This window comes from uncultured Roseobacter sp., from assembly GCF_947495275.1.
Classification (GTDB): Bacteria; Pseudomonadota; Alphaproteobacteria; order Rhodobacterales; family Rhodobacteraceae; genus Roseobacter.
Genome location: NZ_CANLYL010000017.1, coordinates 33,161 through 52,353, shown reverse-complemented (window position 1 = coordinate 52,353; position 19,193 = coordinate 33,161). Strand labels below are relative to the sequence as shown.

Here is a 19,193-nt window from a genome sequence, read left to right as displayed (position 1 = left end):
ACCTAGGTCAGGCCAAGCCTGTCGAAGACCTTATTGGCCAGAATGTCGAGGGGCATGTAGTTCGTGTCGATATACCACAGCACGGCCGGCACACCGATCAGCACCGCAACAAAGGCACCGACCAGAACCAGGCGCCGGATCATCCGTTCACGCCGGGCTTCCATGTAAGGGATGACCGCCAGCGGTATGATCCCGTATTTCGACTGTAATTCGAAGGGGCGGCGAATGTTGCGGTTGAGCAGTTCAAGCAGCACGAAGAAGCCAACAGCCAGCCCGCCACCGGCCGCAATCCCCGCAGCGATGAACTTGAACCGGTTGGGGCCTGACGGCTCCTGCGGGACGCTGGCACTTTCGATCACGCTGATGCGCTGACCCTGGGCGCTCACCTCGATCCGCTCGTTCACGCGGGCCTGATTGAGATTTCTGACCGCCTCGTTATAGCGGGTCTGGATGTTTCCGAAATCCCGCTCAAGGCCGCTCAGCACAATGGCATTGCCGGCCGTTGCCTGAATGGAGGCCTCCAGGGCTTCCAGCTCTTTGGTGACAGTGCCCAGCTCCTGTTCCATGCTCTCCAGACGCTGGTCCATCTCGGCCAGGGTGAGGTCAAGCACGGTCACGGTCCGGGGCTCTTCGCCCTCCTCAGGTTTTGGGGCGGCGTCCGCCCGGTCCTGCAGGGATTTCTCCAGCTTCGCAATACGGTTGCGGAGCACGCTGATCCGGGGGTTGGTTTCAGAATAGATCCCCAGCGCCTGCTCCAGATCGAAGCGCAGTCTTTCCAGTTGTTCTTCTTCGGGGGATAGCTGGATATTCCTTTCCGCATTCACCCGTCCGGTAGCTTCGAAGATCGCCACCATATCGCGCCGCTGTTTCACCAGTGCGGCGACATCCCGTTCCAGCCGGGCCTGGCGCTCCTGCAGCAGGGTCTGACGGTTCTGGCGGTAATTCAGATCCCCCGGCAGCGCTTCGGAATTTGCATTCTTGAACTCTACGAGCCGCGCACTTTGCTGGTCGAGATCGTCCCCGAGGCGCTCGACCTCCTGCTCAAAAAAGCTCAGCGTGCTTTCCGCCCGGCTCATGCGGAAATCGCTGCTCTCCTGCAGGATCAGGGTCATGTATTCATTGACCACATTGGCCGCGATCGCCCCTGATCTGGCCTCAAAAGCAACACTCATCAGCGTGGCCTGACCCCGTCCACCGGTCCGGCGGATATCGGTCTGACCGCGCATTCCTTCGACAATCGCATCCGGCGCCATGCTCCGGATACCTTCAAAGACGTTAAATTTGCGGGCAATGTCGAGCATATTGGCGCGGGTCAGCAGTTTCTGCTCGATCACCTGCAATTGCTGGTTTGCGTCCGTCTGCACGATAGCGGCAACCATGCTGTCGGGAATCTGAGGCTCCTCCACCAGCAACTGGGCAGAGGTGGAATAGGTGGGCGGCAGTTTCAGCGCGGTGACACCGGCACTGACGACGCAGACCAGAAACAGGGCCATCATGACGGGCAGGCGCCGCAAAAGCAGGCCCCAGTAGAATTGCAGATCCAGGTTCATTCCGCGGCTTTCTCAGGAATATCTATGGGGTTTTTCAGGTACAACGGAAGCGGTCTCGTGGGCAAGATGACCCCGTCGCGGATCAGTTCCTTGACGGTTGTCAGGCTCACCGTGCGGTGACCTGCGCTGGCGGTATAAACAAGCGCCAGGTCACAGATCTTGTTGATCATCCGGGGAATCCCCTGGGAGGTTTCATGAATGAGCCGGATCGCCTGCGGGCTGATTTCCTTGCCCGTGCCCCCGACATGCATCAGCCGGTGGTGCACATATTGGCGCGCGGTTGTCAGGTCCATCGGTTCCAGGTGATAGGTCGCCGTGACCCTCTGGGCGAACTGGCGCAGGGCAGGATCCGTGATCTTGTGCCGCAATTCCGGCTGTCCAAGCAGGATGAGCTGCAGAATCTCGTCCTTGTTGGAGTTGATGTTCGTCAGCATCCGCAGCTCTTCGAGAGCCTCGTGGGTCAGGTTCTGCGCCTCGTCAATGATCAGCACCACAAAACGGGCCTCGGCATATTCCGAAATCACAAAGTCCTGGAACTGTTCAAAGAGGGCGACATAATCGCCCGAAGGGTTCGGGGCGATATTGAGCGCGCTGAGAACCCAGCGCAGCAAATCCCCGCGCCCGCCCTGGGCGTTCGAGATCAGCCCGATGGTCACATCCTCTTCGATGTTCTTGAGCAGGGCCTGCACCAGGGTGGTCTTGCCGGTGCCAACCTCACCGGTCACCACGGTCAGCGGGGCCCGCGTTACAAGCCCGTATTCCAGGATCGAAAACGCGCGCGCATGTGCCTGGGACCAGAACAGAAAATCCGGGTCCGGCAGGAGCGAAAACGGTCGCTCCGAGAAATTGAAGTAGTCTGTATAAAGGTCCGGGCTCACAACATCACACTATTAATCATACTCATTGGCCCTCCCAAACTGCTGGAAGTATCTCTAATATATAAGTGATCCATGTTCGATTAACACGGCTATTTTATGGCGGTGCCGTTGTTTCATGGGCCGTTGCAGAGATGTTCACGCCGATCCGCCAGATCAAGACACCCTTTTCATGATTCGCGCATCACGGGACGTGCTGTCTCTGTTTCCTCAGCAATATCCGGGTTTTCGCCGGATTGTACGGGCCAGACTGCGGGTCATTCCCGCTATGGGTGTATGGGGGGTGTTTTCTTTACCAAGTAATGCTGCAAAACAGAATGAAATTTGTCTAAAAATCAAATAGCTAGTCATTTCAGATCATTACAAAGCATTCATTACTTTATTAAATTTTGTCTCAATGTTAGAGTCATTCGGTAATTACCGTAACCAGTTCGTGAGTTGGGGGTCTGATTATTAGTCCTTTTCCTCCTGCTTAATTGTAACTTTTTTAATAGGGTCGGCTGCCAGCCATAGTTGCTTATGACTTTACATGTTCCTAATCTTAGTACCGATGTTGAAGGAAGCTCTCGAACCAGCATTACACCGCCTAAGGCCATTAATTCCGGGCTGTATCGCGATGTGTTCAAACGTTTGCTCGACCTGACACTGGTACTTCTGAGCGCCCCGATTGTTCTTCCAATTGTTGTGCTTCTCGCCGTCACAGTTGCGCTGTTGACCGGCGGCAAACCTTTCTATTCCCAATTGCGTGTCGGCAAAGACGGAGAGCAGTTCCGCATGTGGAAGCTGCGGACCATGGTCAAGAACGCCGATGCCCAGCTTGAAAGCTACCTGCAGAAATGCCCCGAAGCCCGGGCGGAATGGGACAGCACCCAGAAGCTCAAGAAAGACCCGCGCATCACGCCTGTTGGCCGCCTGCTGCGGAAAACCTCGATTGACGAGCTGCCACAGCTTTTCAATGTGCTCAATGGAACCATGTCCCTGGTGGGCCCCCGTCCGATGATGGTTGGGCAGGAATCTTTCTATCACGGGCGCGGCTATTACGATCTGCGTCCCGGGATCACCGGGTTGTGGCAGGTCTCTGACCGCAACGACTGTGGTTTTGGCGACCGCGTGACCTATGACAACACGTATAACCGCACGTTGTCGCTGCGACTGGATCTGCGCATTCTGTTCCAGACTGCCGGCGTCGTCATGCGCGCGACGGGTCACTAGATATATCAGAGCAGAGGCACCGGCTCCAATCGGGTCGAAATCTGCTCTGACACTTCTTTTTCAATAGATTGTTTTAAGATGCCCCCGCCAGCATGCTGGCCCTGCTTGGGGCGATGTATTACTCTTTGAATCGATCTCATTATCTATCAGGGAAATGTTATGTTTGCTCCGACCCTCTCCAAATCCGCTCTGGCCGCTGCGGTCTTTCTTGCGTTGGCAGGGTGCAAATCAGATGCAGACCGCGCTGAGGAATATTTCCAGTCGGGGCTGGCCCTGATTGAATCCGGTGATACGGACCGGGCCATGGTTCAGTTCCGCAATGTCTTCGAGTTTGACAAGGCGCATCTTCCAACCCGCCAGACCATGGCCGAATTATTCATGACCCAGGGAAATCCGCGGGCGGCTTATGGTCAATATCTGGCCATCGCAGAGCAATACCCGGAGAATTTCGAAGCGCGCCGGGCCTTGGCGGAACTGGCCTTTGAAGCGGGCAACTGGGATGAATTCATCCGCCACGGCACTGTTGCGGTAGAGCTCTCCGCAGAGGATCCGCGCGTTCAGGCCATCAGCCTGGGACTGAAATACCGCGAAGCCGCCCTTGCAGAAGACGATCCGGCCCTACAGGCCTTGACGGCGCCAACAGAGACGTTGCTGGCAACCCTGCCGGACAGCAACATCCTGAACCGGTTGCTGATGGACCGCTATGCGCGGGATGGCGCGCTGAGCAAGGCGCTTGAGCGCATGGATGTCCTGCTGGCCGCGGCCCCTGATGACCGTGTGCTCTATACCCAGCGGTTGGGGATGCTGGGCCAGATGCAGGATACCGACGCAATCGAGGTTCAGTTGCGCGACATGGTCAAACGTTTCCCCGGCGATACTGAAATCCAGCGCATGATGCTGCGGTTCTTTGTATCGCAGCAGAAACTGGAGGATGCCGAAGCCTTCCTGCGGGAGATTTCCGATCCGGCCGACGAAAACCCCGGCCTCTTTGTCAATCTGATCCAATTTGTCTCGCAGGTTCACGGCGAGGATGCGGCCCGTGTCGAGATTGAACGGGCGATTGCTGTGAACCCCAATCCCAATCGCTTCAAGGCGATGTTGGCCCTGATGGATTTCCAGGCGGGTGAGCAGGACAAGGCGATCGCCGAGATGGAAGCCATCGTGGAACAGAGCGATGCCAATGAAGAGGACAGCTCGGGGTTCAAAGCCACCCTGGCGCGGATGCTTGTCAACACCGGCAATCAGGTTGGGGCCCGCCGTCTTGTCGAAGAAGTGCTTGAGCAAAACCCTTCCGCGGTTGATGCGCTGAAGATGCAGGCCAGCTGGCAGCTGCAGGCGGACGAGACCGACGCTGCGATTGCCAACCTGCGCCTGGCTCTGGACACGGCCCCGGAAGATGTTCAGGCGATGAACCTGATGTATGAGGCGCACACACGCACAGGCGAGACCGATCTGGCGCGCGATTTCCTCGCCCAGGCTGTCGAAGCTTCCGGCAATGCGCCTGAAACCTCGCTCCGCTACGCCAGGGTTCTGATCCAGGAAGGCCGTCTCTTCCCGGCAGAAGACGTCCTGCTGCCGGCGCTCCGGCAAAGCCCCGGCAACCTCGAACTTCTGACCGTGCTGGGCGATCTCTATCTGCGTATGGAAGACCTGCCCCGGGCCAATCAGGTCATCGACACCCTGAGACGCCTGGACACGGAACAATCGCGCAATGTGGCCAATGGATTGCAGGCCCAGGCCCTCAATCAGGAAGGCGGCACCGAACAGGCCATGCAGTTCCTTGAAGAACTCTCCAGCGGTGAAGATGCTGGCCTGCGCGAGCGGTTGGTGCTGATGCGCGCGCGTTTGCAGGTCGGGGAAGTCGAGGAAGCGCAACGCATGGCGCAGGCGCTGGTCGCGGAAAACCCTGAAAATCTTGGGCTCAAGCAGGCGCTGGCCTCCACGCAGACTGCAGCGGGTGATCTGGATGCCGCCAAGATCACCTTGCGTGAAGTGACCACAGCAGCCCCTGAAAGAGCGCTGGATGCCTGGCTGCAACTGACCCGCATCGCGCTGCGTCAGGGCAACCCTGAAGAGGCGGATGCGATCATCGAAGAAGCGCTGGATGCCACGAACAACCACCCCAATGTCATGTGGGCCAAGGCCAGCAGGCTTGAGCGTATCGGAGATGTCGATGGCGCCATCGGGATTTACGAGACGCTTTACGAGCAGAATTCCAGCGCGGTTGTTGTCGCCAATAACCTGGCCAGCCTGCTTGCAACGTATAAAGACGATGCCGACAGCCTTGAGCGGGCCTGGGTGATTGCCCGCCGTCTGCGCGATTTCGAAGTGCCCGCCCTTCAGGATACCTACGGCTGGGTGCTGTTCCGCCGTGGGGATGCCGAAGGCGCCCTGCCCTATCTGGAAAGCGCTGCAGCCGGGCTGGCAGAAGATCCGGTGGTCCAGGCGCATCTTGGCTTCACCTATGCCGCTCTGGAGCGCAATGACGAAGCGCTGGAGCAGATACAGAAGGCCCTCACCATTGCCGGACCGGCGGATACCCATCCGCAAATCGAGAAGGCACGTGCAGAAATGGCACGCCTGCGTGCACTGGTCGAACAGTGATCGACCACCCGCCGCAAGCGTGATGTATTCACTACAATGCGGTGCCGAAATGAGGGCACCGCGATGTTTCAGCTTGTTTTTATGGAACGGTTCATTCCAACAATAGCCCCGAGGCGTCGGGAAGGTGATCTGATATGAAACTCATACCTCTGTTGTCAGCCGTAATGGCCTTTGTCATCTGTGCTGTCTCTGCAAACGCGCAGGGCGACTACAGGATCCGCTCTGGTGATGTGCTACAGGTGGAAGTGCTTGAAGACCCAAGCCTCGACCGGGCTGTTGTTGTTCTGCCAAGTGGGCAGATCAGCTTTCCTTTTGCAGGCACCCTGACGGCCGGGGGACGCACGATCAGCCAAGTGCAAATCTCCATCCGGGATGCCATCAGCTCCAATTTCGCGAGCCCACCCACGGTCTTTGTCGGCGTGCAACCCCGTCAGGATCCGCAGGATGCGGCCCGCACGGGCATTACCGGCCCCAGCATTGACGTCTACTTCGTCGGAGAAGTGAACAACCCGGGCATGGTTGTGGTCAAACGGGGAACAACATTATTGCAGGCCATCGCCATCAGTGGCGGTGTATCAAGATTTGCAGCGATCAAACGCGTTCAGCTGCGCCGCACGGATCGAAGCGGTGTACAACGTGTGACGATCCTGAATTATAAAGCCCTGGCCAACGGGGCTGTGACAAACGATATCGAGCTGAAGGACGGAGATGTCATTCTGGTACCAGAACGGCGTCTGTTCGAATAACAGGCATTCGCACAGGCGGAAAACCACAAGAACGCACCAGGGAACCGGGGCGTTTTTGATTTTGTGCACGGTTGGTGCTGTGGTGCGGGCTCAGGATGTGGCCCCGCCCGGCTTTATTGCGCGCTTTGATGTCACGCAGCGTCTGGAATACAGCGACAACCCTGATCTCGAAGCAGATGGGGAATCTGATTTCTTTGGCCGCACCGTGCTGGGGTTCGGTCTTGAGAGCATCACCTCCGTTGACCGCATTGCACTGAACCTTAGTACAGATATCGAGGAAGGCCGCGATAACCAGTCCAGTTTTGATCTGACGAATTCCACGGTCGGGCTCAACTATGACCGCAACACGCGCAATGCTCTCTTGGGCCTTAATGCCAGCTATCGCGAGTCCGATACCAACAACTCCGCGCTGGATGCGGATTTCGATCAGGACGGCAATATCATCAACCAGGACAGCGGCACGCGGCAAAGCTATAACTTTGGTCTTGAAGGCGCGATCGGACGCGAAGCCCCCATCGGGGCCAGTTTCAACTGGCGCTATAGCGAGCTGACCTTCAGCGGCACCAATGATCCCGATCTGACAGATCAGAGCACCAATGAGGTCTCAGGACAGATTGATTTTCGCATTGATCGCCGCATCACTGCCAACCTGACCGCCAGTTACAGGGATTTCGACGCGCAAGGCGACGGGGTGAACCGGGAAACCATCGGCTTCGGGGCCGGGGTTGTTCTGGAGGTCACACCCATCCTCACGGCCGATCTTTCCTTGAGTTATGACAGTATTGAACGCTCTGGCAACGAGGTGGGGACAGATGAAGGGGTGAGCGTTGGCTTTGGCCTGACCCGTGCTTTGCCAAATGGCTCTGTGGGGCTGAACTTTGCCTCCGATGTCTCAAGCAACGACGATGGCCGCCGGTCTTTCCTGAATGTCAGCCGGAACCTGGAACTGCCACGGGGCGCTTTGTCCGTAACCCTGGGCGTGACCGGGGCTGATGTGGTCGGCACCGATCCCCTGGTCGATATTGAATACCGCCATGAGCTGCCAACCGCCGTTCTGAGCTTTGGTCTGGCGCAAAGCGTGAACACCGACAGCAACAACGACGAGGACATCAACACCAGCCTGCGCGCAAGCTACGATCAGCGGATCAACAGCATCTCCAGCTTTGGGCTGAGCGTTTCCTTCTTTAACCGGAACGAATTACAGCAAAACGGCAGTGACGGTAAACGTCTGGATGTCAACCTGACCTACCGCTACGACCTGACCCGTGACTGGGGGCTGGTCAGCGGGTTCTCTCATTCCTTCTCCGCCGAAGATAACGCCCGGGACCGCCGGTCAAACACAGTTTTTGTCGGCCTCCAGCGCAGTTTCAACTGGACCCCCTGATGCGCCTATCTTGCATTGCCTGCAACAGACGGACCATTGTGGCGCATGACCACGCCTGCTCCGTCTGAGCCTTCCTCTCCTGCCGATCTCCCCGAAAGGCCCTGGATCCTGATCGCCGTGATCGCGCTGTGCAGCGTGATCGAACTGGTGTTGCAACTGGCCGACTGGCAGGTGCTCAATGCCCCCCGTCTGAGGTTGATCGCCTATGAATACGGCGGGTTCTGGGTTGGCTTGCTGCAATCCTGGGTGCCGAACTATCCCAGCCAGCCCTACCTGATGTTTCTGACTTACGGTTTCCTGCACGGCGGCCTGCTGCACCTTGTGATCAATATGGCCACTCTGTGGTCGCTGGGTCTTGCGGTTCTGGACCGGGTCGGTCTCAAGGGGTTCGTGATGCTTTATTGCGCAGCCCTTCTGGGCGGGGCGACAGGGTTTGCGCTGCTGGCCTCGACAACCGCACCGATGGTAGGAGCCTCGGGCGCGCTTTTTGGACTTGCAGGCGGGCTGCTGGCCTGGGGCTATGTCGACCGCTTCACCCTGCAGGAAGCGCTCTGGCCCGTGGCCCGGGCTGCGGGCCTGCTGCTGACCCTCAACGTCGTGATGTGGTGGGCCCTGGACGGGCAATTGGCCTGGGAAACCCATCTGGGTGGTTTCGTTTCAGGCTGGCTGGCGGCCATGGTCATCGATCCAAGGCCACGGCAGTAAGATCAAAGGCGCCGGGTCATCCCCCAACCGTGATGGTCAGAACCCCTTCAACGGTTTGCAGGGCATCTGAAACAGTGAACCGCAGCGGCACCGTCCCGGCAAATCCGGCAGGCGGTGTGTAGAGCCAATCCGTGCCATCATGGCTGAGCTGCCCCGTGAGGGGGCCTTCGATGACGGCGTGAATTTTACCATCTGTCACCTGACTGAAGGCTTTGGGCAGAGCAACCGCCTGATCAGAGGGGGTCGCGAGTGTCAGCGCCGTCCCCTGCTCCGGATCAGCCCCGGTTTCGGCAAAAGCCCCTTGGGAGAGCGTATAAAAAGAGCCCGCATGAACACGTTTGAGCCCATAGGCGCGCACCATGTACCGCCCGGATCTCTCCGAGGTCTCATGCAGGAAGGTCAGGTTCTCGACCAGCGCGCCTTCGTTCAATGCGGTGAAATCCATGCTGCCCGGTGCCGCGCGGTAAAGCCGGTAGCCAATGACGTCAGGATCGGCAGGCGCCGCCCAGGAAAGCCGCACCCCCTGGTCTGTTTCCCGGGCGCTGAGCCCGGTTGCCGGGGCCAGCATAAAGGCCCGTGTGCTGGGATCCCCCAGAAGGTTCACCCAAACCGGGTTGCGCCATAAATACCCACCCGTCGGGTAGTAATCCATCGTTTCGCGGTAAGGTTTGTCGGCGACCCCATTGTTCACCGTGCGCATGTGCACATCCCCGATCGTCCCCCCCAGGGCCATGTGATGCAGCCACCAGGCCGGGCGCGCGCCCCAGCCGACAGCGATGGTGTACCAAGGCTGGGCCAACAGGGCCGTCATCGGGTTGAAAGGGCTTCCAATCTTTTGTTTGCCACTGCCGAAGTTGATCGCAAAAACCGCCTTATTGGCATATTGCTCAGCATAGATATATCCGTTCCAATCCCCGAAATCGACGCCCCAGAGCCATGGCTTTTGTTCGCCAACATCATGGTGCCCGCCTTCCGCCACTGCATTGGGGCCCACGACGTTGCGCAGACCGAAAGCTTCAACCGTCAGATGCCCGATCTTGCCATAAGCCTCCCTGAGGTCTCCAAACAGGCCCATGCGCCAATGGTGGTTCTTGTCAAAATAGGCTCTAAGAAGGTGAATCTCGGCATCACGCTTGCCAGCGCTGACATTGCTGAAATCAATCCGGCCGATCTGCGTTTCGATGAAATCACCCGGTACCCGGTTGTCCAGAAGCACCCCCTTGCGGGTGACGGCCCATCTGCCATCCATATCCGCATAGAAAAGATCGCTGGCATGGGCGACCTGTTCATGCCCATCGGGATTGGCTCTGCCGCTTTTGATCATCGGAATATGACCCACCAGAACCACGGCATGCTGACCAAAGGGATCTTCAAGGTAACGTTCATGCAGCCAGGTCTTGATGCTCAGGACCTTTTTGAGATTCTCAGTCGGCTTCCTGCTGTTGCCGCGGGGCGCGAGATGGCGGTGCACTTTCCACCCATCCCCGGTCAGGTCGCGCTCAAAGCGCCGCAAGCGGGGAGCGATCTCTTCTGCGATGGTTTCATCCACCACGACATAGATATTGCCGCGCTGCGCCTGTGCGGGCAGTTTGACCCCCGTCACCCAATATCCGACATCAACGATGTCCCGTGCGCTCCGCAGCACCTGGTATTCATAGGCCACGCCCGGCTCAATTGTCTCGTCGGTAAAGCGCATGGCAGGCCCAAGCGGGGGCGAAATAACCTGCCACGTCTCCCCACCGATCTGCCCATAAAGCCGTCGCTTGACCGTCACCCCTCCTACGCGTGGGGGTTTGGCATCAAACCAGTTCAGCTCTACGGCACTGCCATCGGGGTTGATCCAGCCATCAAGGGGCAGGATTTTTTCAGCCGCATTCTGTGCAGACAGGGCACCGGCCGCCAACAGGCAAACCATCAGCAGCGTGAGGAAAATTTTACGCGTCATACCCAACTTTAAAAGGATAAATCCGGCGCTGACCACACCCATCACCCGCCCGCCAGCAAATGTGATCCTGAAACCAGGATGAGGGAAAACCTATTGCCACAGATCACCAAAGTGGATCAGGTAAAGGCCAAAACCGGCTTGGATGCAAGGGGTCACATCAAGGTGCGCGACCGAATAGCGGTCAGTACCTGCCCAATATATCGCGGCGCTTTTTGACATAATGACTTACCCAAACCGCCCCGCCCTGCCTTTCTCTGTTATGTCCGATAATCTTGCCTTATCGGTCATAAATAATTTCACCTCCAAAACATAGAGCATCCCCCGAAAACACGCCTTTAAAAGGCTGCAGGTTGCGCTCAGCGTCCTTTAACGTGATGACCGCGTAAGACAGTGGACCGAGAGCCCTGCCCGCCAGTTCCACCGACCCCGGCAAATCCGGACACGCCTTCAATACGCCCATTTTCTGGTTTAGAAAGCCTGCGAAAAGACAAGGGAATGTAACGATGCGCGTAGCGGTAACAGGCGGGGCCGGGTATATCGGCAGCCACACAGTCGTAGAACTGCTTGAAGAGGGGCACGAGGTCCTGATCCTCGACAGTTTTGCCAATGCTGCCCCGGATGTCCCGGACCGTATCACGGCCATCGCCAGACACGCGCCCCGGATCGTTCGGGTTGATATCACGGATGCCCCTGCCCTGACATCTGCCCTGCAAGAATTCGCGCCAGAGGCCGTATTGCATTTCGCGGGGCTCAAAGCGGTTGGTGAAGCCGTCTCTAATCCGCTGGAATACTACCGCGTCAATGTCACCGGCAGCCTTGTGCTGTTACAGGCGATGCAAGCCGCGAAGTGTCGCCGGTTGGTTTTCTCCTCCTCAGCAACCGTCTACGGCGACCCCGATCAGGTACCGATCCCCGAAGATCATCCATTACGCCCGACCAATCCATATGGGCACTCCAAACGCATGATCGAACAAGTGATCGAAGACTGGGGCGTCGCCAACCCCGAGATCGCGGCCGTCAACCTGCGGTATTTCAATCCAGTGGGCGCACATGCTTCCGCGCAGATCGGTGAAGCTCCCTCGGGCACGCCCAACAACCTGATGCCCTATGTGGCACAGGTCGCGGCGGGACAGAGACCGCGTCTGTCGGTTTTTGGCGATGATTACGACACGCCGGATGGTACCGGTGTGCGTGACTATATCCACGTTGTCGATCTCGCCCAGGCCCATCTGGCAGCCCTTGGACTGACCGCGACAGCCCCCGGCGTTCAGGCGATCAACGTAGGCACTGGCCGCGGCTATTCGGTGCTGGAAATGGTGCGCGCCTTTGAAGGGGCGAGCGGGAAACCCGTGCCTTTCGATATTGTCGCGCGCCGCCCGGGCGATGTTGCCACATCGCTTGCCAACCCCGGTCGCGCCGCGGATCGCCTGAACTGGACCGCCAGCCGCGATCTTGACGCCATGTGCGAAGATGCCTGGCGGTGGCAATCCTATTTGCTTCGGAAAAACAGCTAATACCGGTTAAATTCCGGGGTTATTTCGAAAAAATCATTTGTTTACAAAGGCCTGTAAGCCCCGTTTTCGCGTGCGAAACTTTAACGGGCCCGGATCCAGTCCAACAGGGCCGCTTCAAACCCCGCATCTACCGCCGGGCCGGAAAGTGTCAGCTTACCACGGCCTGCCTTCAGGGTGACACCGGGGGCGATTTCCTCGGGCGACGAAGGCGGGGCTACAGGCGCTTTCAGGGGCCGCTCCAGCACCCGGCGCTCCGCTGCTGCATCAGCTGGCGGTGTCTTGCGCAAAGCATCGCTGAGGCGCGTGGCGATGCTTTTGTCGGCCTCAATGGCCGTAGCCAATGCCAGACCCAGCTTTTCCGGGATCGCGGTCGGGAACTGTAGCTGACGCCCCAGCGCTTCACGCAGCACTACGAAACGCAGAATCTTGGAGCGCTTGGCCGCAGGCACATGGGCAAAGAGCCCTTTCACCGCCGCGCGCACGTCCGGATAGACCCCCGCCCCCACGGCCTGTACGGCAATATTGGCCCGCTCATAAAAGGACAGCCCGGCGCGGATTTCATTCTCCTCGACCATGGCCACATAAGACGCCGCCGCCCCTTCGGGTTTGCGCACAAAGGCCAGCACTTCGGTCATTCCCATCGCGCGCAGAGCATGAAAGCGGCGCAGACCAGAAATCAGACCAAAGCGCCCTTTCGACAAGGACAACACCTCGATCGGCGTTTGCTGGCCGCGTTCGGTCAGGGATGCGGTCAGAGCGGCCATTTCGTCCGGATCGAGTACCATGCGGTCACGGTTCAGATGATCCACCTCAATGCTGTCCATGGCCAGCTTGCGCACCACCCTGCCCTCGGCCTCGGCCGTGGCCATGGCCTGGCTTACCTCATCCAGCGCCGCCCGCGCTGCCGTATCCCCCGCCACCTCTGCAATGGGCATCCGCCCGTGCGTAGGCCGCACGGGATTGGTCTCTGATGGCTTTATTAGGGCCTCATTGGGTATCTCAAGACGCTTGCGCTTTGCCATGTGCATTCTCCTCTTGCGCCGCCAACTCGTCCCGTCGCCACGCCCCGATCAGCAAACGCTTGAATCCCGCGTAGGTCGCATCAAAGGCAGACCGCCCCCGCGCGTAGGTCTCACGGTTGAAGTCGCGGTAATCCGCCTCGTAGATGCCGGCGACCTGTTCCCCCGCCTGACCGATGAGAGCGGTAAAATCCTGACGATAAGGTGAAAGCGCCGTTCCCAGGCAGGCCTGCATGAGGGCCGCAAATTCGGCCTGCTGACCGGAATCGAACCGAGTGACAACCGCGCGCACCGCATCCCATTCAAAGGCGAGCCCGGCACGCCCCAAAGCCCGCGCGGCGGTATTCTCTGCATCCTCGATGGAGGCGAAGGTCGCATGCAGCATGTCAAAGAACCGGCCCGTGGATTCAAATTCGAGAAAGCTCGCCCCCGTGGGTACCAGCAGAATATCAGCCGCCGCCAGAGCATTGATCGTCAGATACCCCAAGGCGGGCGGTGTATCGAGCACCACAAGGTCATAGGCATCCAGCACCCCATCGGCCGCCAGACGCTCCGAGAGGGCGTCCCAGAGCTTCCAGGAGCGTGCCTGCATGCGCCAGACCGGCACCTGAAACTCTGCCCAGTAGAGATCAAGCTGCGCGCCCAGCAGGTCGATGTTGGGCCAATGGGTCTTTTGCACCACATCCTGCACCCGCATTTCCATCGCTTGGGCCACGGTATCATCAAGGGGCAGGGGGGCTTCGCCACGATCCAGACGCCCCTGATTTTCACGGCGCAGGTGTTCTCCATAATGACGGGCTAGGACCGGAAACACCGTGCCCCATTCATCGTTGACCTGACCGCCGAAGATCGAGGTCATCGACCCCTGGCTGTCGAGGTCAAGCACCAGCACCTTGTAGCCATCAAGAGCCGCTGACATGGCCAGATGCGCACCCGTGGAGGTTTTACCGACGCCGCCCTTGAAATTGGCGACCGCGACGATCTTGGCGGGCAGGCCCTTGGGCCGGTAGGGCAGGTAATCGCGGGACTTTGACCCTTCGCTTGCGAAATGCGCTCGCAGGCGCAGGACCTCATCAAGGGTGAACCACTTGGCCCCACCTTCGGTTTCGGTCAGCCCTTGTGGCAAATCCGGGTTCTGGCGGAGCACGCGCCGAAAATGTGCAGGCGCCACAGGGATCAGGTATTTGGTAATTTCCCAGGTGGAAAACCGGCGCAGGGTTTTTTGGCCCTGTTCGTTCAGACCACGTGCGGCCAGGTCATCGCGGCCTTTGCGACAAGCCCCGGCAATGGCCGCGATGCTGGCGGTATCCACCGGCGCACCAAGCGCTTCAAGGGCATTGTCGGGCGCTATATCAAAATAGGGAACGGGGTCATCACTGCTCATCGATGCCATCCATGTATCATGTTTTCCTCTATGTACCACAAAACGTGTCACATGGAAGAGATATCCGCTTTTCCCTGGTTTTTCTAAGGAAATAAAGGGGTTTTCCTTTGGAGAACTGTGTTCGGGTTCGAAGGATCAGGAAAACTTCAGTTATTATTTCGTTATTAAATGTTAAGGGTAAAGGGGGTTTTTCTAAGGCTTTGAGAATAAATGATTTATACTTGATTTGAAAGAGAACGGCGACTCTGAAAACCCGATAAACTGACTCTGATCCCCCGTTGTAGCGACTCTGATCCCCCGATAAGCAAAAGTAAAAGACTATACCCCACGCGCCCCTGTGGATAAGTTGGGTGTCACTGAAACAACGAATCCCATAAAGGGACATTTGGGCAGATGAACACAGGCGTGGCACCTCCATTGGGGCGGGACGATTTTTTTGTCTGCGATTTTTTCGCAGCGAGCCCCAAACATGATCTGGCTTCGATGGAGCATCCGCTTTTCTCGCTGGCAACCCGGCCAGACAGGCGCATTCTGAATTACACCCACAATGATGTGGCGGTGACGGTCACGCCGTCGGTCCGGGGGCGGGCCACGATCTTTGATGCCGATATTCTGATTTTCTGTATCAGCCAGCTTATGGCGGCGCTGAATGCGGGCCGACCGATATCGCGACGTCTGACCCTGACGGCGCATGATCTGCTGCTGGCCACCGGCCGGGAGACTAGTGGCGATGCCTACCGGCGCCTCAAGGAGGCATTCGAACGGTTGGCAGGGACCCGGGTCACCACCAATATTGCCACCGGGGATACGGAGGTGACCAGCGGCTTTGGTCTGATTGAAGCCTGGGAGATTGTGCGCAAAACCCGGGCCGGGCGCATGGTGTCGGTCAGCGTCACGCTCAGCGACTGGATTTACAAGGCGGTGCTGGCCCGGTCGGTACTGACCCTGAACAGGGATTATTTCGGTCTGCGTCGCCCGCTGGAGCGGCGAATCTACGCTCTGGCGCGCAAACATTGCGGCCAGCAACCGGGATGGCGCGTTTCCGTGGCAGTGCTGTTGAAAAAATCCGGCTCCGCCAGTCCGCGGCGGGTGTTTCGGGCCATGCTGCGGGACATCATCGCCCGCGACGGTCTGCCGGATTATCAGCTGACCGAGGAACCGGGGGATATCATCTTTGTCAGCCGCCGCGATGTGGTGATCGATGAGGCGGGCAAACTGCTCCTGTCCTCCGAGACCTTGGAGCAGGCACGGGCTATGGCCCCGGGGGTGGATGTCTATGCGCTGGAGGCTGAATGGCAGCGCTTTGCCCGGCGCAGGCCGCCCCGTGCGCCGGATGCGGCTTTCCTGGGCTGGCTGCGCAAGCGCCTTGCCGCCGCCTCCTGAGGGGGGGAGGTTTCGCAAACCTGCAAGGGGGCTGATAGAGCGCTGAGCGCGGCTCAGATGCCGGGGACGAACCGGGGCAGGGGCCCCACCGTTTCCTCTAGCATTTCCATCAGGCGCGCTTCGGCGGCGGCTTCGGTCTCACCACGTTCGATGGGTGTGGTCAGACGGACCAGCGCGCCATCGGTCCGCCCGGTGGTGATGCCGTCGACCATCAGCCAGTATTTGGCGGCAAAGTCCCAGGCGATCTTGCGACCTTTCTGTTCGAACCAATAGTAGACCATCATCCGGGTCTCGCCTTTCTGGATGATCGCACGGTTGATGTCGAAGGGCGTGTCCCAGTTCATCACCTGCGTCATGTCGGAGCGTTCCAGCCAGGCAATTTCCCAGCCGCCACCGGGCAGGCAAATCTCGGGCGAATGGACACCGCCCTGGCTCTGATCGGCGTACCATGCGACGAAAAACTCGACGTAGGAGGAGGTTCCGGGTTTGGTGAAGTGGACCGAGCGATAATCATCGGCACCCAGCACGTTGGCGATGCCGGGATCAAGCCGTTGTGCAGGCCCTTGTTGCCGCCATTCTCCCAGCCGCCGCGGGAAGGACGCGAGGCTCTCGCGCTCAATTGTCATTTCGCCGCGTGTCGGGGCCAGATGCGGCCAGCTCAGGGCAACTGCCAGCATCATGAAGGCGGTGGTGATCATGGCCGCTGAGGGCTGTGTCAGCCGCAGGCGCGCGAATTGCTGCCCCAGACCGTCCGTGTCCAGATCCAGCGCTTCGGTGATGGTCATCTTTTCCGGTTGGAAGAACAGCATGATGCGGGCCAGCAGGAACAGCAGCAGGATGCAGGTGATAAAGATCACCCAGCCTTCGAAGAAATGGGTAAACCCGTCGAGCCATTCAATGCCGAAACGGTCCGCCAGCACACCGGCAACGGCGATCCGCACCGAGTTCATCAGCACCGTGATCGGGGCAGCGGCCAGCAACAGCACGGCCTTGTGCCACATTGGCCCGCGATAGAGCACCGCGAAGATGTAGGAAAACGACAGGATCGGGAAGAGGTAGCGCAGACCCGAACAGGCCTCGGCCACATGCAGCTTGAGCACACCCAGATCGATGATATTGCCTTCCAGGAAAACCGGGACGGCCAGCAGCTTCAGGAACCAGACACCCAGCTCAGAGGAAATCAGCTGCAACCAGGCCGACATCTTGTAATAGAGCACGCCGGGCAGCGGCAGCATATAGACCAGATGCAGGACAGGCGGCCAGAAATGCTTGCCTGTGCTCCAGCCAAAGCTGACCAGCAACAGACCTCCAACCCACAGGATCGTGGCATAGGCAACGATGTCATTGATCCCGGCCAGGCGACCCAGACCGCCCAACCCGATCGCGGCCAGAATGACCAGCACACCGATCCAGCGGTTACGCTTGGCACCCTGGTCGATGGGAAACTCCTTGAGCTGGCGCAGGAACAGCAAACCAGACAGGATCGGGATCAGGGGCCCGTGGCTATATTCGGGCAGTTGCCAGGCAACCAGAAGAGCATCAAGGCCTTCTGCAAAGAAAACGGCGGCTCCCAGAATGGCGATGGCCAGCCAGAAAAGTCCGGGTACCAGCCATGTTGTCCAGCCTTTCGGGGCTTCTGTAGAGATGTCTGACATTCAATTAACCTGATCAATGACTACTGTAGCAATGCAACGTCCTATAGCAGTTCAGCGGCTTTCCGCCCAGACAAAACGCTGCTCACAATGCCGTCAACACTGTGTTTCCAGGGCATATCTGCCTTTATCGTGGTTAATCAGTCCTTGGCGCCGGGGGAGGGGCGTATTTTTTCTGCCGTTTTCGGGTCAGTGACTTCGCAAGGTTTTGCCAGGGATGCTCCCACCAGAAGGTTGATGCATGGGCCAGCGCCAGCAGCAAGGCAAAGCTCAAAGGCCGCTTCAGCAAGTATCTTTCCCAATCGCTGCCGGTGTTCATCCAGCCCGATATGGTCAGGAAATGGTAGATGTAGAGAGCATAGGAAATATTGGCGATATAGGCGGCGATCCGGCTTTGCAGCAGGCGCAGTAGTGGCTGCCACTGGCAATGCATGACAATGCCGACAAACCCGGCAGCCAGATAAGGGCGCAGATAGTTCAGCGCGCCCCCGTCCATGCGACAGGAGATCACCCATAAAACGGTTGTGATGGAAAGCATCCAGAGGGTGCGATGGGTCGGGGCCAGAAAGGCCTTGATGCGGTTTCCGTAGTGCTGCGCCACAAGGGCCAGAATGCCGCCTGACAATATCTCATCCACCCGCAGATGGGTTTTGATGTTCACGTAAGCGCCGGCATCAATGCGGATCAGGGTCACGATTAGCGCAGCGGGCAGGACAAGCCACACGCTTCGGCTGCCCAGAAACAAGGTGAGCCCGGCGATGGCCATGTAAAACCCCATTTCGACGGAAAGGGACCACAAATGCCCCAAGGGCCCTCCGGTCAGGCCTTCGGTGAAATAGTTGTTTGCAAACAAAAGGTTGATCAGAACCACACGGCCGCTCAAATCGAACAGAAGAACCAGGATGAGCAGGTACATTGCCAGCGCTGGAACAATGCGCAACACGCGCCGCGTTAGAAAGGTCACCACGTCTGGGTTGCGCCGGATCATCGAGATGATGAGAAAACCCGAGAGGCAGAAAAACAGGGACATGCCCATTTTCGCCACCATCGCATTTACTTCGAGCGATTTGGGCCCCAGCGGCAACATATGTGCGGCCATCACCAGACATATGCTCAGCGCGCGCACCCCATCAAGCGCCGGGACATAAGGGATATGAGTGCTGTCCTCAGCCGGGGCCCCGGAAGATGTCTGCAGACCTGCCGTCATTGGTATCTCACTC

The 19,193-nt window shown here is 58.6% G+C and carries 14 protein-coding genes; 7 read left to right on the top strand and 7 right to left on the bottom strand.

The features are described 5' to 3' along the window. Window positions 1-2 precede the first annotated feature (2 nt). Together Q0802_RS22000 and Q0802_RS21995 are read right to left on the bottom strand one after the other, a co-directional pair. On the bottom strand, window positions 3-1,550 hold the full coding sequence (locus Q0802_RS22000; protein WP_298922042.1) for a Wzz/FepE/Etk N-terminal domain-containing protein: 1,548 nt from the start codon (window positions 1,548-1,550) through the stop codon (window positions 3-5). Continuing rightward, entirely contained in the window at window positions 1,547-2,428 is an 882-nt protein-coding gene (locus tag Q0802_RS21995; RefSeq protein WP_298922041.1) for an AAA family ATPase, read from the bottom strand. Before Q0802_RS21995 ends, Q0802_RS22000 begins: the two co-directional genes overlap by 4 nt. 615 nt (window positions 2,429-3,043) lie before the next feature. On the opposite strand from Q0802_RS21995, the gene Q0802_RS21990 reads away from it, so the two are divergent. The 5 genes from Q0802_RS21990 (at window position 3,044) to Q0802_RS21970 (ending at window position 9,076) form a co-directional block, all read left to right on the top strand. Next, on the top strand, window positions 3,044-3,637 hold the full coding sequence (locus Q0802_RS21990) for a sugar transferase (protein WP_366523349.1): 594 nt from the start codon (window positions 3,044-3,046) through the stop codon (window positions 3,635-3,637). A 159-nt stretch (window positions 3,638-3,796) separates the two neighbouring features. Beyond that, complete coding sequence (locus tag Q0802_RS21985; RefSeq protein ID WP_298922039.1) at window positions 3,797-6,241, top strand: tetratricopeptide repeat protein; 2,445 nt, start codon at window positions 3,797-3,799, stop codon at window positions 6,239-6,241. Between the two features lie 134 nt (window positions 6,242-6,375). Then, entirely contained in the window at window positions 6,376-6,987 is a 612-nt protein-coding gene (locus Q0802_RS21980) for a polysaccharide biosynthesis/export family protein (RefSeq protein WP_298922037.1), read from the top strand. Then, window positions 6,950-8,371: a hypothetical protein gene (locus Q0802_RS21975; protein WP_298922035.1), complete on the top strand. Its 1,422-nt coding sequence runs from the start codon at window positions 6,950-6,952 to the stop codon at window positions 8,369-8,371. The genes Q0802_RS21980 and Q0802_RS21975 overlap by 38 nt, the downstream gene beginning before the upstream one ends. Window positions 8,372-8,416: 45 nt before the next feature. Continuing rightward, window positions 8,417-9,076, top strand: a complete 660-nt coding sequence (locus Q0802_RS21970) for a rhomboid family intramembrane serine protease (protein WP_298922033.1) — start codon at window positions 8,417-8,419, stop codon at window positions 9,074-9,076. A gap of 16 nt (window positions 9,077-9,092) precedes the next feature. Here the strand turns inward: Q0802_RS21970 and Q0802_RS21965 are convergent, their stop codons facing one another. After that, entirely contained in the window at window positions 9,093-11,021 is a 1,929-nt protein-coding gene (locus tag Q0802_RS21965) for a hypothetical protein (protein WP_298922032.1), read from the bottom strand. Between the two features lie 503 nt (window positions 11,022-11,524). On the opposite strand from Q0802_RS21965, the gene galE reads away from it, so the two are divergent. Further along, window positions 11,525-12,535 carry a UDP-glucose 4-epimerase GalE gene (gene galE / locus Q0802_RS21960; RefSeq protein WP_298922030.1) on the top strand — a complete coding sequence of 337 codons (1,011 nt, stop codon included), beginning with the start codon at window positions 11,525-11,527 and terminating at the stop codon, window positions 12,533-12,535. A gap of 80 nt (window positions 12,536-12,615) precedes the next feature. Here the strand turns inward: galE and Q0802_RS21955 are convergent, their stop codons facing one another. Further along, window positions 12,616-13,557, bottom strand: a complete 942-nt coding sequence (locus Q0802_RS21955) for a ParB N-terminal domain-containing protein (protein WP_298922029.1) — start codon at window positions 13,555-13,557, stop codon at window positions 12,616-12,618. Then, complete coding sequence (locus Q0802_RS21950; protein ID WP_298922028.1) at window positions 13,535-14,938, bottom strand: AAA family ATPase; 1,404 nt, start codon at window positions 14,936-14,938, stop codon at window positions 13,535-13,537. The genes Q0802_RS21955 and Q0802_RS21950 overlap by 23 nt, the downstream gene beginning before the upstream one ends. A gap of 393 nt (window positions 14,939-15,331) precedes the next feature. Here Q0802_RS21950 and Q0802_RS21945 point away from each other — a divergent pair, with 393 nt between their 5' ends. Continuing rightward, on the top strand, window positions 15,332-16,321 hold the full coding sequence (locus tag Q0802_RS21945; protein ID WP_298922027.1) for a replication initiator protein A: 990 nt from the start codon (window positions 15,332-15,334) through the stop codon (window positions 16,319-16,321). Window positions 16,322-16,374: 53 nt separating this feature from the next. Here Q0802_RS21945 and xrtD read toward each other — a convergent pair whose 3' ends face one another. Further along, complete coding sequence (gene xrtD, locus Q0802_RS21940; protein ID WP_298922026.1) at window positions 16,375-17,976, bottom strand: VPLPA-CTERM-specific exosortase XrtD; 1,602 nt, start codon at window positions 17,974-17,976, stop codon at window positions 16,375-16,377. Window positions 17,977-18,109: 133 nt separating this feature from the next. Next, window positions 18,110-19,180, bottom strand: coding sequence for an acyltransferase (locus tag Q0802_RS21935; protein WP_298922024.1), 1,071 nt, complete (start codon window positions 19,178-19,180; stop codon window positions 18,110-18,112). Window positions 19,181-19,193 lie beyond the last annotated feature (13 nt).

Excerpts from the sequence above, each read along its gene's own strand:
- galE (WP_298922030.1), top strand. The coding sequence starts at position 11,525 with ATGCGCGTAGCGGTAACAGGCGGGGCCGGGTATATCGGCAGCCACACA.
- Q0802_RS21945 (WP_298922027.1), top strand. The coding sequence starts at position 15,332 with ATGAACACAGGCGTGGCACCTCCATTGGGGCGGGACGATTTTTTTGTC.
- Q0802_RS21970 (WP_298922033.1), top strand. The coding sequence starts at position 8,417 with ATGACCACGCCTGCTCCGTCTGAGCCTTCCTCTCCTGCCGATCTCCCC.
- Q0802_RS21965 (WP_298922032.1), bottom strand. The coding sequence starts at position 11,021 with ATGACGCGTAAAATTTTCCTCACGCTGCTGATGGTTTGCCTGTTGGCG.
- xrtD (WP_298922026.1), bottom strand. The coding sequence starts at position 17,976 with ATGTCAGACATCTCTACAGAAGCCCCGAAAGGCTGGACAACATGGCTG.
- Q0802_RS21985 (WP_298922039.1), top strand. The coding sequence starts at position 3,797 with ATGTTTGCTCCGACCCTCTCCAAATCCGCTCTGGCCGCTGCGGTCTTT.
- Q0802_RS21975 (WP_298922035.1), top strand. The coding sequence starts at position 6,950 with ATGTCATTCTGGTACCAGAACGGCGTCTGTTCGAATAACAGGCATTCG.
- Q0802_RS21950 (WP_298922028.1), bottom strand. The coding sequence starts at position 14,938 with ATGAGCAGTGATGACCCCGTTCCCTATTTTGATATAGCGCCCGACAAT.
- Q0802_RS21935 (WP_298922024.1), bottom strand. The coding sequence starts at position 19,180 with ATGACGGCAGGTCTGCAGACATCTTCCGGGGCCCCGGCTGAGGACAGC.
- Q0802_RS21980 (WP_298922037.1), top strand. The coding sequence starts at position 6,376 with ATGAAACTCATACCTCTGTTGTCAGCCGTAATGGCCTTTGTCATCTGT.
- Q0802_RS22000 (WP_298922042.1), bottom strand. The coding sequence starts at position 1,550 with ATGAACCTGGATCTGCAATTCTACTGGGGCCTGCTTTTGCGGCGCCTG.
- Q0802_RS21955 (WP_298922029.1), bottom strand. The coding sequence starts at position 13,557 with ATGGCAAAGCGCAAGCGTCTTGAGATACCCAATGAGGCCCTAATAAAG.